General features: G+C 62.9%; 15 protein-coding genes and 1 tRNA gene. 3 read left to right on the top strand and 13 right to left on the bottom strand.

What is annotated here, in order from left to right; genetic code table 11:
• The first annotated feature begins 116 nt into the window (after nucleotides 1–116).
• The gene (locus tag EOE18_RS12430; protein ID WP_127709982.1) at nucleotides 117–1,823 is read left to right on the top strand and encodes a hypothetical protein; all 1,707 of its coding nucleotides are present in this window, start codon (nucleotides 117–119) and stop codon (nucleotides 1,821–1,823) included.
• On the opposite strand, the gene EOE18_RS12425 is transcribed toward EOE18_RS12430, so the two are convergent.
• The 7 genes from EOE18_RS12425 to EOE18_RS12395 all read right to left on the bottom strand — a co-directional run bounded on the left by EOE18_RS12425 (nucleotide 1,820) and on the right by EOE18_RS12395 (nucleotide 6,488).
• Nucleotides 1,820–2,911, bottom strand: a complete 1,092-nt coding sequence (locus EOE18_RS12425) for a glycosyltransferase family 4 protein (protein WP_164852746.1) — start codon at nucleotides 2,909–2,911, stop codon at nucleotides 1,820–1,822. The two genes, EOE18_RS12430 and EOE18_RS12425, sit on opposite strands and share 4 nt — an antisense overlap.
• Nucleotides 2,912–2,916: 5 nt before the next feature.
• Nucleotides 2,917–3,315, bottom strand: coding sequence for a GtrA family protein (locus EOE18_RS12420; protein WP_127709979.1), 399 nt, complete (start codon nucleotides 3,313–3,315; stop codon nucleotides 2,917–2,919).
• A complete protein-coding gene (locus tag EOE18_RS12415; RefSeq protein WP_127709977.1) occupies nucleotides 3,312–4,013 on the bottom strand; it encodes a class I SAM-dependent methyltransferase in 702 nt (233 codons plus the stop codon). Before EOE18_RS12415 ends, EOE18_RS12420 begins: the two co-directional genes overlap by 4 nt.
• Nucleotides 4,010–5,251: a glycosyltransferase family 2 protein gene (locus EOE18_RS12410; protein WP_246027423.1), complete on the bottom strand. Its 1,242-nt coding sequence runs from the start codon at nucleotides 5,249–5,251 to the stop codon at nucleotides 4,010–4,012. The genes EOE18_RS12415 and EOE18_RS12410 overlap by 4 nt, the downstream gene beginning before the upstream one ends.
• Before the next feature lie 154 nt (nucleotides 5,252–5,405).
• Nucleotides 5,406–5,490, bottom strand: a tRNA-Leu gene (locus EOE18_RS12405).
• Nucleotides 5,491–5,627: 137 nt separating this feature from the next.
• The gene (locus EOE18_RS12400) at nucleotides 5,628–5,912 is read right to left on the bottom strand and encodes an integration host factor subunit beta (protein WP_127709975.1); all 285 of its coding nucleotides are present in this window, start codon (nucleotides 5,910–5,912) and stop codon (nucleotides 5,628–5,630) included.
• A gap of 222 nt (nucleotides 5,913–6,134) precedes the next feature.
• A complete protein-coding gene (locus EOE18_RS12395; protein WP_127709973.1) occupies nucleotides 6,135–6,488 on the bottom strand; it encodes a GntR family transcriptional regulator in 354 nt (117 codons plus the stop codon).
• 101 nt (nucleotides 6,489–6,589) lie between these two features.
• Between EOE18_RS12395 and EOE18_RS12390 the strand changes: the two genes are divergently transcribed.
• A complete protein-coding gene (locus EOE18_RS12390; RefSeq protein ID WP_127709971.1) occupies nucleotides 6,590–8,353 on the top strand; it encodes a peptide MFS transporter in 1,764 nt (587 codons plus the stop codon).
• A 10-nt stretch (nucleotides 8,354–8,363) separates the two neighbouring features.
• Here the strand turns inward: EOE18_RS12390 and EOE18_RS12385 are convergent, their stop codons facing one another.
• The 6 genes from EOE18_RS12385 to rpe form a co-directional block, all read right to left on the bottom strand.
• Nucleotides 8,364–8,834, bottom strand: a complete 471-nt coding sequence (locus EOE18_RS12385) for a Fur family transcriptional regulator (RefSeq protein ID WP_127709969.1) — start codon at nucleotides 8,832–8,834, stop codon at nucleotides 8,364–8,366.
• Nucleotides 8,835–8,854: 20 nt separating this feature from the next.
• Nucleotides 8,855–9,535 (bottom strand): peptide-methionine (S)-S-oxide reductase MsrA, encoded by a 681-nt coding sequence (msrA, locus tag EOE18_RS12380; protein WP_127709967.1) that lies wholly within the window; start codon nucleotides 9,533–9,535, stop codon nucleotides 8,855–8,857.
• A gap of 7 nt (nucleotides 9,536–9,542) precedes the next feature.
• The gene (locus EOE18_RS18465; RefSeq protein WP_164852745.1) at nucleotides 9,543–9,689 is read right to left on the bottom strand and encodes a hypothetical protein; all 147 of its coding nucleotides are present in this window, start codon (nucleotides 9,687–9,689) and stop codon (nucleotides 9,543–9,545) included.
• 187 nt (nucleotides 9,690–9,876) lie between these two features.
• A complete protein-coding gene (purH, locus tag EOE18_RS12375; protein ID WP_127709965.1) occupies nucleotides 9,877–11,451 on the bottom strand; it encodes a bifunctional phosphoribosylaminoimidazolecarboxamide formyltransferase/IMP cyclohydrolase in 1,575 nt (524 codons plus the stop codon).
• A gap of 153 nt (nucleotides 11,452–11,604) precedes the next feature.
• A complete protein-coding gene (locus EOE18_RS12370; protein ID WP_127709963.1) occupies nucleotides 11,605–13,512 on the bottom strand; it encodes a heparinase II/III family protein in 1,908 nt (635 codons plus the stop codon).
• A gap of 4 nt (nucleotides 13,513–13,516) precedes the next feature.
• Entirely contained in the window at nucleotides 13,517–14,179 is a 663-nt protein-coding gene (gene rpe / locus EOE18_RS12365) for a ribulose-phosphate 3-epimerase (protein ID WP_127709961.1), read from the bottom strand.
• Nucleotides 14,180–14,659: 480 nt separating this feature from the next.
• Here rpe and EOE18_RS12360 point away from each other — a divergent pair, with 480 nt between their 5' ends.
• The gene (locus EOE18_RS12360; RefSeq protein ID WP_127709959.1) at nucleotides 14,660–16,675 is read left to right on the top strand and encodes a putative bifunctional diguanylate cyclase/phosphodiesterase; all 2,016 of its coding nucleotides are present in this window, start codon (nucleotides 14,660–14,662) and stop codon (nucleotides 16,673–16,675) included.
• The last annotated feature ends 37 nt before the right edge of the window (nucleotides 16,676–16,712 follow it).

The following is a 16,712-nucleotide window of genomic DNA, read 5'->3' as shown; positions in this document are numbered from 1 at the left end:
AAGTGGTGAAGGAAAATGGCTGATGAATGGTTAATTCGCGGCCATGAACTACGGGTCTTTGCGTAAAAGATGCTGAAGCTCTGGCCATTTGCCGCAAGGCCGATAGAGTGGGGCCCATGGGAAAAAAGGGTCTGTGGAGCGGCTATTCGCCGCGCTTTCTGTTGGGGCTGCTGGCGGGCTGGGCGGTGCTGCTTGGCGCGCTTTATGCCAGCGTGCCCAAGAAGCATCCGGAAATCACCGTTTTCTATGTCCATTTGCAGGATCGCTGGCTGTTGCTGGCCTTGGGCGCGGTTTGGACTGTGGCGGGGCTGGCCTGTTGGCGCTGGCGCCGGATGCGGGCGATGGACCTGCCCCATTGGCTGCCTTTGGTGCTGGCGGGGGCGCTGTTCGCGCTGGGCTGGGCGGGCCATTATGGGGTTTTGGCGGGCCATGATCTCAGCCGCGACGAACAAATGGTCAGCTTTGACGCGGCCATCTATCGCAGCGGCCAACTCGCCCAGCCGATTCCCCCCGCTTGGCAGGCCGATATAGACCATCTCAACACCGTGTTCATGATGCCTTTGTCCCATCCGGTGGCCTGGGTTTCCACCTATCTGCCCGGCAATGCCATGGCCCATGCCTTCTTGGGCAGCGCGACAGGGCCGCTGGCCTTGGCGGTATCGGTGCTGGCGCTATGGGGTGTGGCGCAACGCCTGCTGCCATCGGACAAGGAGGCGCAAGGTGTGGCGCTGGGCCTGTTTGCCCTGTCGGGTCAGGCGCTTTATGCCGCGATGAGCAATTTTGCCATGCCACTGCATCTGGCGGCCAATCTGGTCTGGCTCTGGCTGTTTCTGCGCGATGAGCGCCGCGCCGATGTGGCGGCGATTATGGTGGGCATGGTGGCCACAGGGCTGCATCAGCCTCTGTTCCATCCGATGTTTGTCGCTCCTTGGCTGGCGCTGCTCTGGGCGGACAAGCGCTGGGGCAGGCTGGCGCTCTATACGTTGGCCTATGGCGCGATTGGCCTGTTCTGGCTGTGGTGGCCGCATGTCACGCTGGGGCTGGTGTCGGGGCCGGACAGCAAGCTGGTGTCCAGCGGGGCCACCTATCTCTCGCGCCTGATGGATGCCTTGGCCGACAGTCAGGACAATGGCGCGCAAATGGCGGCCAACATGCTGCGCATGGCGACATGGACCCATCCCGCCCTGTTCCTGCTGGCGCTGCTGGGCGCGCTGGCGGCGAAAGTGGACCGGCGAGTGGCAGCGCTGGCGGCGGGTGTGGTCTTGCCGCTGGTGGTGATGGGGGTGATCCTGCCCTATCAGGGGCATGGATTCGGCTATCGCTATCTGCACCAAACGCTGGGCAATCTGGCGCTGCTGGGCGGCTATGGCTGGCTGCGGCTGGGGGGCTGGCGACCAAGACTGCGCGGCGGTTTGCTGGCGCTATCGGCGGGCAGCCTTTTGGTGCTGATCCCGATGCAGGGATGGTTCGCGCATCGGCTCTACGCCGCCTTTGGCGAGGCCAGCGACAAGATCGACACCACCGCCGCCGATTATGTGGTGATCGGGCAATTCGATGCCCCGCTGGCGCTGGATCTGGCGTTTAACCGCGCCAATCTCTCCAACCGGCCTTTGCGTTTGATGGAGGAGAATTACGACGACCTGCTGCCGATCATGCCGCGCCTTTGCGCCCATGGCGAGACGGTGGCCCTGCCTCGCCGCAGCTTTTACTTTGGCATTGGCCATGCGCTGGACATGATGCCGGGCCGCACCACTGAAAAGCGTCTGGCATGGCACCGCCGCGAATGGGGCAAGGCAGGCTGCGGGGTGATCGACCTCTACTAACCGGCGGCCAATTGCAGTATCCGCCCCGCCATCGCGCGCCAGTCATAGCGCGCCGCCGCCCATGCCGCCATCTCCGCCCTTTGCGCGGCATCGGGCAGGGGTGCATCCAAGGCCTGCGCCACGCGATCGGCTGAACCGGCCACATCCTCCAGCGCCACCGGCACGCCATGCAGGAAAGCGCCCGCATCCGGATCGGCCAGATGGGTGGGCGCGCCGCAAATCACTGGCAGGCCGCAAGCCATGGCTTCCTGAATCACCAGAGGATAGCCTTCCCCCACCGAGGGCAGCAGCAACACATCGGCCCCGCGATACAGCGCCGCCAATTGCTCAGGTGTCTGCGGGCCCAGCACATGCACATTGGGCAGGCCCCAATCCTGCGGCGCCAAAGGTCCCGCTCCCGCCAACAGAAACTGGTCCTCGGGCCGCCGCCTTGCCACTTCGCGCAGGATCGACAGGCCCTTTTTCTCCACAAAGCGGCCGACGAAGAGGGCCACCTTGCCCTTGGCCACTACTGGGCGCTCCGCCGCACCGTTAGCGGTAAAGACCGCAGCATCCACCCCGTTGAACAACAGGCTGTAATCGCGCCGCGCCGGATCGCCCAACAGGTCGCGCCGCACCGTGTCGGAAATGAACACCAGCCTGTCCGCCGCCGCCAGCATGGGCCGCGTCACCACAGCATTGGCCATGGCCATCACACCCCGCATCAGCGCCGAGGCAAAGGGAATGCCCGCAATATGCTGGATCAACACCACAGGCCGCCCGCGCAGCTTCGCCATGGCCAGCGCCAGAATGCTGGTGACATACAGCCCATCATGGACCACCGCCGCCTGCGCCCGCCCCACCGCGCGCCACAGGGCGATAATCCCGCGCGGGCCGGGGATGGGCATGGGCAGGCCGGTCAAGGCCTCGGTCGGGTTGATGCAGGGCAAGGGCAGGCAAGCCATGTCCTGCGGCGGGGCATCCTGCGCGCTGGCCGCCCATTCCACCTGCGCGCCCAGAGCCGCCATCTGGCGCAGCACATGGCCCGCCACGCGCTCTATCCCGCCCAGATGGCTTTCGTAAAAATGGCTGACCATCAGAACGCGCATCGGACTCACGCCTCGGGCTTGGGAGAGGCAATCGCCCAGCGCGACAGGATGAAATTGGCCCCCACCATCAGGCATGAAGCCAAAGGCGAGGCGTAGACCATGGGCAAAGCCACCGGCCCGCGCAGCACCCATGTCACGCCCAGCGCCAGCGGCGTATTGGTGCTCATCGCCAAGGCATAGCGGCCATAGCGGGACAAACTCATCGCCTCGCGGAAGGTGAAGCGGGAATGCAGCGCATAGCCCACCAGCGAGACCAGCACAAAAGAGGCGGCAAAACCGACAGTGGAGATCGCCAAGGCCCCTGCCCCGCGCATGGCCGTATCGGTGGCAATCATCACCCCATTATGCAGGCCAAGGCAGGTCAGCGCCACCAGCCCATAGGCCAGACCTGTTCTCAGGCTCACGCCGCCACCCGCGCCCGCACCAGATAGATACAAGCATTGTCATCACGCATGACGCGCGGGGTCACCGCATCCTCCAGCAGGCCGCGTAGGTTCATCACCACCGACAGCGCCCCCGCCACCAAAGGCCCCAGCACCGGGAATTTTTTCAGCACAAAGGCAAAGGCCGTCAGGCGAATCATCGTGGTGGTGGCCAAAGGCCCGCAGATGGAATGCATCTCCTCCACCACAATCCCGCGCGTTTGCAGGTCCAGCGCCAGACCGGTGCGGGTCCAGCGGCGGTGGTCTTCGGGATGGGGGTGATAGAACCAGCTGCCATGGGTGGAGAGCAAGAGCGTGCCATCGGGTTTCAGCAAACGGCGGATTTCCGCGCAATAGGCGTCCAGATCGGGCACGTGCTCCAGCACCTGCACGCTCATCACCGCATCCGCCGCGCCATCGGGCAGAGGCACACGGCCATCCCCGCCGATCGGCAGCTTTCCCTTGGCGACGGCATCCGCGTCAATATCGGCAGGGCGATAATCCAGCCCCAGCCCGCGCATCAGCCCAGCATAAGGCATATCGCCACAGCCGAGGTCAACAATCACCGCGCCTTGGGGCAGGGCCGAGGCCTGCGCCGCCAGCAATTTGGCTAAAGGCGCCAGTTGGAGGTAATCCGTATGCCACAGGCCGGGCGATACGCGGCGCTGATCATGGCTCACTGGTCGCCCCCCGTCCCGTCATCGGGCACAAAGGCCGCATCATGGCCCGCAATAATCGCCAGCAGGAACCCGCCCAAAGCCGTCTGCACGCCAATCGCCCCAGCCGCCGAGGCGATCACCAAGGGCAGCACCGAGGGCAAGGGCAGATAGCCCCCGCGATGCCATTGGAACCCGATCACCGCCAGCGACACGCCAGAGAACAGCACCAGCCCCAAGCCTGCCACCAGAGCATGTTCCAGCGTCAGCACGGGGCTCAACCTGCCGAACCAATTGTTCAAATTGCGGAAACCGGTGCGCACGCCATAGAAATGCGTGGCCATGGCCATAATCCCCGCGAAATGGCCGATAGTCAGCAAAAAGCCCGCCAGCACCGTCCAGCCCGGCCCGATAATGCGCGGCCCCGCCACCCAACCCATGGCATAGCCCACGCCCAACCCCAGCACGCCCAGCGCCAGCAGCATGGTCAGCAAAGCAGGCACGCCAAACACCCATGTGGGGCTTAGCATCAGCAAGAAGCGCAAATGCCGCCAGCCATCGCGCCACGGGCGCAGATGCGGCGCACGGTCGCGCAGGTCGGGGCTGAGCGTGGCGGGCGTCTGGTCAATCTTGAGCCCGCGCAAGGAGGCCTTCACCACCATCTCGCTGGCAAATTCCATGCCGGTGGAGGTCAGGCCGCATTCCAGAAAGGCCGCTTTGGTGATGGCGCGGATGCCGCAATGCGCGTCTTCAATCCCGCTGCGGAAAAACAGGTTGAGAATGCCGGTCAGTACCGGATTGCCGATATAGCGATTCTTCCATGGCATCGCGCCCTTGGCAATGCCGCCGGCAAAGCGGCTGCCCATGCATAGATCCGCGCCCGCGATCAGGCGGCCAATCATCGCCACGCCATCGGTAAAGTCATAGGAACCATCGGCATCGCCCATCAACAGATAGCGCCCATAGCCCCCTTCGCAGCCGCCGATCAGCGCCGCACCATAGCCACGACGCGGCACCGGCACGACCCGCGCCCCCTGCGCGGTGGCATAGGCCTGTGACCCATCCGTACTGCCATTGTCGGCAATCACAATCTCGCACACCAGCCCATATTGCGCCTCGATGCGATGGGCGGCTTCCTTGGCATTGGCGATGCAATGCGGCAGGCTTTGAATCTCGTTGAGGCAGGGCATGATGATCGACACATCCACCCCTGCGCTGGCACCGGCACCCTTGTGATGGCCCGCCAGATCTGTGCTGCTCACCGTCCCGTCATCCACTTGTTGCGAACCCCATATGCGGGCGATGCATTCCCGCGCCGCCGGACAATGGCGTTCGGCGCGGCGCTGTCCACCCCTTTTTGTACGGGCGCCTGCTTTTCAACGGTTTTTGCGTAAAATGGCCAAGGGGGAAACGCCTTGGTACGGACGGCGGGACTCGAACCCGCACGAGCAAAGCTCAAGGGATTTTAAGTCCCTGGCGTCTACCATTCCGCCACGTCCGCAAGGCAGGTAGCAGCCTGTGACAGATTGGCCGGTGATGGGCAAGAGTCTTGGCGAAAAAGGCCCATAAAGCAAAAGCCCCGCAGCCAGACGGCCACGGGGCTTTGCATCGGCAGCGGTCAGCAGCCTGAAACTTACATCAGCCCTCGACATTCAGGCGGGCGCGCATTTCCTTGCCCGGCTTGAAGAAGGGCACGCGCTTGCCCGGCACTTCCACCGCTTCGCCCGTGCGCGGGTTACGGCCCACGCGCGGATCGCGTTCGCGGGTGGAGAAAGCGCCAAAGCCACGCAGTTCGACACGGCCACCGCTGGCCAGACGTTGGGCGATCTCGTCAAAGAAGACATCGACGATGCGTTCGACATCATCGGCACGCAGTTCGGGATTGGCTTTGGCCAGATTCTGAATCAGTTCCGATCGGATCATTATGTTCTTCCCCTGAAACGACGCGGCCCCCCCCACGCCTTTGCCTTATCGCACTTTGGGAGAGTCTTGTTTGCTCACCTCGATGTCAATAGATACAGAAGATCAAACCTTTGTGCAATGCGCACCCTCGGGTAAGTCTGGTCCATTTAGAAACGGATGTTAACGAATTTTTCGTTTGGCAACACAGGCTTGGCGCGAAAAGCTTTCTGCAAAAGCTTCGCATTACTGTATAGAGGTGCCGCTTCCTGCCAAAAGCTCTTCGGTTGTCAGGCCAAGGCGGCAGATTTTCTCCCGCACCGCTGGCCATTCTTCTTGTAAAAACAACCGCTTCTCTGCCTGACGCAGCTTTTGCGCGGCTCCCTTGGCCACCAACATGCCCACCCCGCGCTGCACTTCCACCAGTCCGTCCAGCTGAAATTGCTGATAGGCCTTGGCCACGGTCAGGGGATTCGCGCCTTGCTCTGCCGCCAGACTGCGCACCGAGGGCAACATCGTGCCTTCCGGATAGGTTCCATCCATAATCGCCGCAGCGATCAGGTCGCGCAATTTGAGATAGACAGGGCGGGTATTGGACATAGCGCTCTAGTGCCATAATACAGCGAACCGGACAAGTCCGTAGCCCCGCGAAGGCAGCGGCTCACCTTGCATCAACCACGCCTTGCGCTAATTTGCCGCGCATGAACGCTCCCACAAGCTCCGCCGAATGGTTCGGCCACCCTCGCCCGCTTGCCCGCCTGTTCGCCATCGAGATGTGGGAACGCTTTGGCTATTACGGCATGCGGGCGCTGCTGGTGCTCTATCTCACCAAACATTTCCTGCTGGGCGACCGAGTCGCGGCGGGGATCTATGGCGGCTATACGGCGCTGGTCTATCTGACGCCTTTGGTGGGTGGCTTGCTGGCGGACCAATATCTGGGGTCCAAGCGCGCGGTGAAATTCGGCGCGCTGGTGATGGCGGCGGGCTATTTCGCGCTGGCCTTTGGGGGCGCGCCTGCCAAGCCATGGGTGGAGTATGACGGGACAAGGCACGAGTTGACCATCACAAATTTCCGCGATGGCCCCACCAGCGACAAGAATGAAACCCGCCAAGTGATCGACCATGGCCAGAGCCTGACCATCAAGGGGCAGGAGGATGGCAGCATCCTGCTCGTTGACGCGCAAGGCTCGGTGGCGCGCCACCTGCCCAAGGGCGCCCTGCAGGAAGGGGCCGACCGCGACGAGCTGCGTCTGGCCATCACCTTGCTGGCGCTGTCCGCCGTGGCGGTGGGCAATGGTTTCTTCAAACCCAATATCGCCACGATGGTCGGCGCGCTTTATGATGATGGCGACAAGCGCCGCGATGCCGGTTTCACCATTTTCTATATGGGCATCAATTCGGGCTCCTTGCTGGGCCAATTGGCCTGCCCTTTTCTGGCCGATGCCTATGGCTGGCCGCTGGGGCTGGGCGTGGCCGGGGTGGTGATGGTGGTCGCATGGGCCGCCTTGCGCTTTGGCGAGGGGCAATTGGCGGGCTATGGCGAAACGCCGGTGCGTGAAGGCGGCGACCGCAAGGGCTGGATCTATGGCGGGGCCTTGCTGGCCATTCCGGCCTGCTATTTCCTGTTCACCAATCTGATGGCTACCCCTGCCCCACAGGCGGGAGAAGGCTTTATCGGCTATCTGACGGGCCTACCGGTGATGGGCAAATTGCTCTGCGCCACTTTTGGGATCAGCCTTCCGGCCATTCTGGTCTGGTCATGGCGGGTGGGCAGCCGTCAGGAGTTCGAGATGATGCTGGCGGCCATCATCCTGATGGTGTTCAACACCGTGTTCTGGAGCCTGTTTGAACAGGCCGGTTCCTCGCTCACCTTGTTTGCCGACCGCAATGTGGACCGTTCGGTGTTCGGCCTGTTCGAAATGTCCGCGCCCCAGACGCAGCAATTCAACGCCATCGCCATTGTCACATTGGCGCCAGTGATGAGCGCGGTCTGGGCCGTGCTGGCGCAGCGCGGTTGGGAGCCTTCGATCCCTGTCAAATTCAGCCTTGGCCTGATCGGGGTGGGCGCGGGCTTTCTGCTGCTGGTGCTGGGCGGCAGCATGGCGGGGCCGGATGCGCAAGTGGGTCTGGGCTGGCTGGCGGGCCTCTATGTGGTCCATTCCATTGCCGAGCTTTGCATTTCGCCCGTCGGTATGTCGATGATCACCAAATTGTCCATCGCGCGCATCGTCGGGTTGATGATGGGGGCGTGGTATCTCTCGCTGGCCATGGGGCAATATGGTGCGGGCCTGCTGGCGCAAATGGCCACGGTGGATACGGTGGGCGGGCAGGTCACCAATCTCAAGCTCAGCCTTGCCACCTATATGGGCGTGTTCACGCAAATCGGGCTGGTGACCATTGGCGTGGGGCTGGTGCTGCTGGTGCTATCGCGCGCGATCCGCCGGTTGATGCATGGGGTGATGTAGGGGGAGGGAGTTACTCCCCCCCGCCACTGCAATCGGCGCACATGCCGCGCAATTCCACCACGGGGCGCACATCGGCAAAGCCAGCCCCGCGCGCGGCCTCGATCAAGGCGCCGGTCAGGCGGTCGTCATCAATATGCACCGCCTTGCCGCAACCATCGCAAATCAGGAAGATACAGTCATGCCGACAGCCCGGATGCGGGTTGGCGATATAGGCATTGGCGCTTTCCACCCGCCGCGCCAGATTGTTGCGCACGAACAGGTCCAATATGCGATAGACACTGTTGGCCGCCACGCGCTTGTCCCGCGCCTTGGACACGGCCTCGGCAATGTCATAGGCGCTGGCGGGCTTGGGTTGACCGGCCAGCGCGTCATAGACATCGCTGCGCATCTCGGTCCATTGCTCGCCCGCTTTTTCAAGCGCGCCGCGTGCCGCCGCCACCAGCCCTTCGCCGGAATGTTCGTGATGATGATGCAAACTCATGCGCGCCTGCATAGCCGGTTTCAGCGCGGGGTGAAATCCGCCTTATAGGCCGCAGGGAACAGCTTTTTCAGCGCTTCCACTTTGGGCACATCCCAATAGGTGATGTAGGGATGGGTCGGGTTATGGACCATGAAGTCCTGATGATAGGCCTCGGCGGCGTAGAACGCGCGATAGGGCTCGATCCGCGTGGTGATCCGCCCGCGCCATAATTTCGCCGCGCCCAATTGCGCCAGATAGGCACTGGCAACACGCTGCTGCTCGGCATTGATCGGCACCAGCGCGGCGCGATATTGCGGGCCATGGTCGGGGCCTTGCCCGTCGGTCTGGGTGGGGTCGATCACAACCGAGAAAAAGATGCGCAGCAGATCATCATAGCGCACCTGCGCGGGATCATAGGTGATGCGTACCGCTTCGGCATGGCCGGTCGTGCCTTCGCCCACCTTGTCATAATTGGCGGTGTTGGCCGTGCCGCCATGATAGCCCGACACCGCGCTGCTCACCCCTTTGACATGGGAGAACACCGCCTCCACGCCCCAGAAACAGCCACCGGCAAACACCGCCTGTTGCGGTCCGGACGGCTCCTGCGCGCTGACTTGCGCTGGCGGGGCCAGAGTTACGCTTTCGGAAGCCTGCACCGCGGGCGCCGAATCACAAGCGGCCAGCAGCAGAAAGAATGCTAAAACGGCGCTGCGGGGCGCCATCGCGGGCTTATTCGTCAGCCGGAGCGGCAGTGGCCGCCGCAATCAGGCTTTCCCCGCCCAGCAGGCCGGTGCCCAGCACGCCCGCCACCAACAATCCGCCCAGCACAAAGCCCAGCGCGAGCGAGCGATAGAGTTGTGCGTTGAAAAGGCCCATATGCCATGATTCCTGTCAGGAGGCGTCGCAAGGGGTCTTTCACCCAATGCGGCTGACTGTCCAGTGAACAGAGGCGGTTAATCGCCGAGCCAGCGGCAGAATGCGCTGCACCTGCGACGAAATGACGCAGGCGCAGCATTTGTAGGAGGAAAGACAGGGCGCCAGCCCTTGGCCAGCGCCGTCTTCATCAATGACGGAAATGGCGCATGCCGGTGAAGACCATGGCCAGACCGGCCTCGTCGGCAGCCTTGATCACTTCATCATCGCGCATCGAACCGCCGGGCTGAATCACCATGCTGGCGCCCGCTTCAACCGCGGCCAGCAGACCATCGGCAAAGGGGAAGAAAGCATCGGAAGCCACTGCGCTGCCCTTGGTACGGGTTTCTGCAAAGCCATGGGTTTCGGCCGCTTCGGCAGCCTTGGCGGCGGCAATACGCGAGGAATCGCGGCGGTTCATCTGGCCAGCGCCAATGCCCGCCGTCACACCATCCTTGGCATAGACGATGGCGTTGGACTTCACATGCTTGGCCACGGTCCATGCGAAAAGCGCGTCCTGCAATTCTTGGCTCGTGGGCTGACGCTTGGTGACGACCTTCAGGTCATCCAACGTGATCGCGCCATTGTCGCGGGTCTGCACCAGCAGGCCACCGGCGATCGGCTTGGCCACCAGACCTTCGCGCTTCGCATCGGGAATTTCACCGATCAGCAACAGGCGCAGGTTCTTCTTCTTGGCGAACACCGCCTTGGCCGCTTCATCGGCATCGGGGGCGACAACCACTTCGGTGAAGATCCCGCTGATCGCCTCAGCCGTGGGCCCATCGAGCGGACGGTTCACCGCAATGATGCCGCCGAACGCGCTGACCGAGTCGCATTGGAACGCGGCTTCATAGGCCTCCACCAGCGTCGAGGCGGTGGCCACACCGCAGGGGTTGGCATGCTTGACGATCACCACAGTGGGTTCGGCATGCTTGAATTCGGCCAGCAGTTCCAGCGCGGCATCGGCGTCATTGTAATTGTTGTAGGACAGTTCCTTGCCCTGCACCTGCACGGCCTGGGCCAGACCCTGCGTGGCGTCCCCTGCGGGCAGATAGAGCGCCGCCTTCTGATGCGGGTTCTCGCCATAGCGCAGTTCGGTGACGCGGGCGCCGGTGATGGCCAAGGTTTCGGGGAAGGTTTCGCCCTGATCGACGCGGGCGAACCACTGGCTGATCGCGCCATCATAGCTGGCGGTCAGCGCATAGGCCTTGGCAGCAAATTTGCGGCGCTGGGCCAGCGTGGTTTCGCCGCTGGCCACAATGGCATAATCGGCAGGATCGGTAACAATCGCCACGAAATCATGGTTCTTGGCCGCCGAGCGCACCATGCTGGGGCCGCCAATGTCGATGTTTTCGATGATCTCTTCGCGCGTGCCGCCCTTGGCCACGGTCTGCACAAAAGGATAGAGGTTCACCACCACCAGATCGATCGCGCCGATTGCGTGCTCGTTCATCGATGCCACATGCTCGGCATTGTCGCGCACCGCCAGCAGGCCGCCGTGGACCTTGGGGTGCAGCGTCTTCACGCGGCCATCCATCATTTCGGGGAAGCCGGTCAGCTCCGAAATATCCTTCACGTCCAGCCCCGCATCGCGCAAAGCCTTGGCCGTGCCGCCGGTGGAGACCAGTTCCACACCCTTGGCAGCCAGTGCCTTGCCCAGATCGACCAGACCGGTCTTGTCGGAAACGGAAAGCAGGGCTCGGCGGATGGTGACAATATCGGTCATCGGATCTTCCTGTCGCGCAAAGGGGGCCGTTACGGCAGACGCTGGCGACCTTTCCGGCCACCGCTTTGCCGCGCCCCATAAGGATTTTGGGCGATTTGGGAAGGGTCTAGCGCCAGAAAATACGCAGATGCGGCATAAGAGGCGCCGCCAGCATCACCCCATCTTCTTGAGCAGCCATGCAAAATTGCCGCCCCCGCGCGACACTTTGCCCTGTATCACCAATTGCTGCACCGGAACGGGACGGCCCAGACCATCGGCCCAGATCGATTCCTCGATGCTGATCTCGCCGCTGCCGCTGCGGAATTGCCAATAGCTGCCATCGGGCAGGGCCATGCCCACGCCCTGCTTGTCTTCCGACAGGCCCACCTCCACGCCGGGGCCAAGGTGGAAACGGATGGCAAAGCCCACCATCCCGCGCTTGCCCTTGCGGCTGGTGGGCACCAGCAGGTCTTCGCCGCGCAATTCGGTACCATCATCGCGCAGGATCAGGATGCGGCGATGGGTCAGGCCATAGCGGGCGGCATAGCCATCATGGCTGGCCTCCAACCGCGTGGCGCCCCAGGTGCGGCCAGCACTGCCGCCGCGCTCACCTTCCAGCGTGCGGCGGTCAATCTCCACCTCGGTCACGCCCGCGCCCAGCCCGCCATTGATCAAGACGGCGGTGGAATTGGCATCGTCCAGCACCAGCGTCGAATGGGCAGCCGTTGCGCGCAAGCCCTGTTCCAGACGCACCGGCATCAGACCACCGGCAGAAGCCGCGCCGCCGCAATTGACGATCACCCTTTGCCCCGCATGGCTCAATTCAAAGGCCAACGTCGAAGCGCAACCATGGCGCGCATGGCGGGCCAGAGGCGGCGGGGCGGCGTCAAATTGCAACAGGCTCTTGCCCGCGCTGACCCGCTGATAGCCCCATTGACGCACCTGACGCAGCGGCCTTGCCCGCACGCCGGTGGCCGCCACCAAGGCCGACACATCGGACGCCGCCACCGACCAGCCACCCTGCCAGCTGCCCAGCGCGCCATCGCCATGGGTCAGCGCCAGCAAAGGCGGCACCATCAGCGCCATGATCGATTCCAGCGCAGAAGGCGGATCAAGGCGGCAAGCGCGATAGCAGGCCACCAGACGCACCAGCAGGCCCAGCGCCTCCATCTGCGCCAGCGGGCTGCGCGCCATACAGCCGCCATCATCGCCCAGCATCTCGCCCAGCGCGGCAATCAGCCCCGCCTCGCCATACAATTGGCGGGCGCGGCCCTCGGGCAGCAACAGACCGGCGGCGACAATCCCGCACCAGCCCGCCACCACGGCCAAGCCATCTTCGCCGCGCGACACATGTTTGTCCAGCCAGCGCGCGGTGTCGGAGATCAGCTGCAAAGTCTGCTGGCGCAGATCCTTGTCCGGCCCCGACATCAACAGAGGCGCATGCACCAGCCAGTTGAGCAGGCGCGTACCAGTATGGCCCACCGTCCATGCCGCACCGCCCTTGCCCGGCTTGGCCGGCGGGGCGGGGTTGGCGGCCAGCCATGCCGACAGCACACGTTCCGCCGCAGGGCAGACCTGTTCCGGCGTTCCGGCAGCTTCCAGATCGGCCAGCCAATGGAAACCATGGACAATCCGCTCCACCGGCGGGGCCAGACGGCCCGCACCGGCAAAATCGATCTGCGCGATGGGCAGTTTCAGCCCATGGACCAGAAAATGGCCTGCCCGCAAAGCCGCCCCTGCCGCGCGGTCGCCCGGCAAAGGATTGACCGCAGTAGCCAACAGGCGCGGGCGCAAGGGCTTGCGGAAAGGCGCGGTCAAGGCATGGCCGGAAAGACCCAGCCGATAGGCCATGCGCAGGAAACGCTCGCCCGCAGTGACCGAGGGCGGGGTAAAATCCACCAAAGCCAGTGCGCGACCGGTATCCGGCAGGCTGCTGGCAGGCTCGTCCTCACGCGTAGCAATCACCACATCCTCGCCAGCCAGACCCTTGGTCGCCAACGGAATAGCCCGCGCCTTGGCCCCATGCCCTTTATGGTCCCCCATATGGGCATTACCCTCCGCAGATCCGTTGGCTTCCGTCATGATCCTAGGCGATTCCCTTAAGCGCCGCGATATTGGCGGCATATTGGTCCGGCCCGCCACGGAATGTGGCCGTGCCCGCCACCAGCACATCCGCGCCAGCGGCCACGCAAAGCGGGGCAGTGGTGGTATCAACCCCGCCATCCACTTCCAGACGGATGTCGCGCCCGGTCTTGTCGATCATCTTGCGGATCGCCTCGATCTTGCGCAGTTGGCTGGAAATGAACTTCTGTCCGCCGAAACCGGGGTTCACGCTCATCACCAGCACCAGATCGATGTCATCGATCAGATAGTCGAGCATCTTGGCAGGCGTGGCCGGATTGAGCGAGACACCCGCCTTGCAACCCGCGCCATGAATGGCCTGCACCGTGCGATGGGCATGGGGGCCTGCTTCGGGGTGGAAGGTGATGTAGTCGGACCCTGCCTGCGCGAAAGCCTCGATATAGCCATCCACCGGCGAGATCATCAGATGGACGTCAAACACCTTTTTGGTGTGCGGGCGCAGCGCCTTTACCACCATCGGGCCGATGGTGATATTGGGCACGAAATGGCCGTCCATCACGTCAACATGGATCCAGTCCGCGCCAGCCGCGTCAATCGCGCGCACTTCCTCGCCCAGCCGGGCAAAATCGGCGGAAAGGATCGAAGGGGAAATCAAAGGCGCGGTCATGGCTGAAATTCCATTGCAAGTTAGACAGGCTTAACGCCAAGGCTTGGCCGCGCTCAAGCACGTATTTATCCATTTTCCCGTGGGATTACCGGCGGTCACACCCGTCCTTCCCGATGAAACATGGCAATAGTGTTGAAACGCCAGACAATTGATGGCTGCGCGCGCCTTAACGACAAAGGCGCGGCCTGCCAACAAATCTGGGGAAAAAGCGCGCAACCCTCCCACCGGTCACCCACGCAGCAATCCCTAGGACATTGTGCCTAGGAGCCAAGTCACGAGTCCCATTGTGGAGGATCAGTTTTCACCAAATCCTTGCCCGACATGCTGAACAAATTTTTTGCCATCCCTAGGTTAAACACAGGGCGCTTTTGCCAAACCTTCTGCAAGGCGAGAGCCTTATGCAAGACTACAATAATGTAACAAAGCGGCGCGCTGGCAGTATCGAAGGCCAACAGTTCCGCAAAATTTGGGGAATGGCGAATGGAGCCGGATGTAACGCCCACACAGGAACAGCGCCGGGCAGGCCTGTTCCGCCCTATTGCCATGCTGGTGGTGGGGGCGCTGCTGATGCTGGTGCTCAATTCATTCTTGCTGTTCCATGAAATAGCCCAAAGCGGAAAAGCCTATGAACGCAATGTGGTAGAGCAAAGCTGGCAGCAGATGCTGGACAGCTATCAGCGCAGCTTTGCCAGCCTGACAGCGCCTTCCGATACGCCCCTGCAATTGAACGCGGGCAATAAGGGATGGATCGAACAGCAATTGGCCGCCCCCTTGCGGGCGATGAGTGGTTCGGGACAGGTGGAGGTCCATGCAGCCAGCCCCGATGCCCCCATAGGGTGGCGAGTCGTGGCCGATGCCGGAACGCGCAACCCCAGCATCATTCTGGTGGCGCAGGCGGGCAAGGCTGGCAAACTGGCCCGTGCCGAAGCCGTCATCGCGGTGGACGATGCGCTGGTGCAGCAATTTGGTCGCCAGCATCATTTGCTCCAAGCCCGCATCCTGTCCCCCGGCGACCGCCCGCAATTGCCCGCGCGCCTGCCTTTGACCGACAAGCAGGGCCATGTCACCGCGCTGCTGGAATGGCAGCCTGCCGATCCCATCGGCGATTTGCGCGCCCGCATGCCCTTCATCCTGATCGGCTTTACCGCTGTCTTCGGCGTGGCGGTGTGGTTCTTCATGCGGCAAAGCACCCATGCCGCCAGCGATCTGATCGCCGCCGAGGCCCATGCGCGCCATCTGGCCTTTCACGACATGCTGACCGGATTGGCCAACCGCGCCATGATGTTTGACCGCCTGCGCCAGATGCTGGCCATGTCGCGCCGCTATTATGGCGAGATCGCGGTGCATTGCCTTGATCTGGACCGGTTCAAGGAAGTGAATGACACTTTGGGCCATCATGCAGGGGATGAATTGATCCAGCAGGTTGCCCGCCGCCTGACCGACCTGTGCCGCGATTCCGATACGGTGGCGCGTCTGGGCGGCGATGAATTTGTCATCCTGCAGCCCGAAACCAACGCCGCCGGTGCCTCGCATCTGGCCGAGCGCGTGCTCAAATTGTTCGAGACCCCGTTCCAATTGGAGGCGGGCACGGTGGAAGTGGGCGTCTCCATCGGCGTCACGCTGATCACCAACCCCGAACTGGACGCGGCCGAAGTGCTGCGGCAGGCCGATATGGCGCTTTATGGATCGAAGGAAGGCGGCCGCAACCGCGTGACTTTCTTTGAACCCGATATGGATGCCGCCTTGCGCATGCGCCGCAGTCTGGAGAGCGACCTGCGTCAGGCTCTGGCCGAAGGCGGGTTGAAAATGGTCTATCAGCCCCAGATGGACGCACGCGGCCATATTGACGCGATGGAGGCGCTGGTACGCTGGACCCATCCCGAACGCGGGGCGATCCCGCCCTCGATCTTTGTTCCGCTATGCGAGGAAAGCGGGCTGATCCTTGATCTGGGCGAATATATTTTCCGCCGCGTGTTTGAAGAAACCTGCACATGGGTCAACACGCGGGTGGCCATCAATGTGTCCTCCCTGCAATTACGTTCGCCGATGTTCATGGGGACATTGACGCGATTGGTGGCCGAATTCCATGTCGACCCCTCGCGTTACGAAATAGAGATCACCGAAACCGCGCTGCTGGGCGATGATGGCACCACGCGCGACAATATCATCATGCTGAAGCAGGAAGGCTTCTCCATCGCGCTCGATGATTTCGGCACCGGCTATTCCAGCCTCAGCCTGCTCAAGCGTTTCTCGGTGGACAAGATCAAGATCGACCGCAGCTTTGTGCATAATCTGGAAGCCAATGACGAGGCTGAAGGGCTGGTCGACGCCATCGTCCGTCTGGGCAAGGCGTTGAAGCTGGAGATCGTGGCCGAAGGGGTGGAAACCCAGCACCAACGCGACCGGTTGGCCGCCTGTGGCTGCAACAATTTCCAGGGCTTCCTGCTGTCCCGCCCCGCCCCTGCCGAAGATTTGAAAGGCATGCATCTGGGATAACGCAGATTCCCCTAGGGAGCGCTGGCGGCTTGGCAAC

The sequence above is a fragment of the Novosphingobium umbonatum genome (assembly GCF_004005905.1).
In the GTDB taxonomy this organism is placed as follows: Bacteria; Pseudomonadota; Alphaproteobacteria; order Sphingomonadales; family Sphingomonadaceae; genus Novosphingobium; species Novosphingobium umbonatum.
Note: the sequence above shows the minus strand (reverse complement) of the source record. Positions and strands in the feature narration are given on the sequence as shown.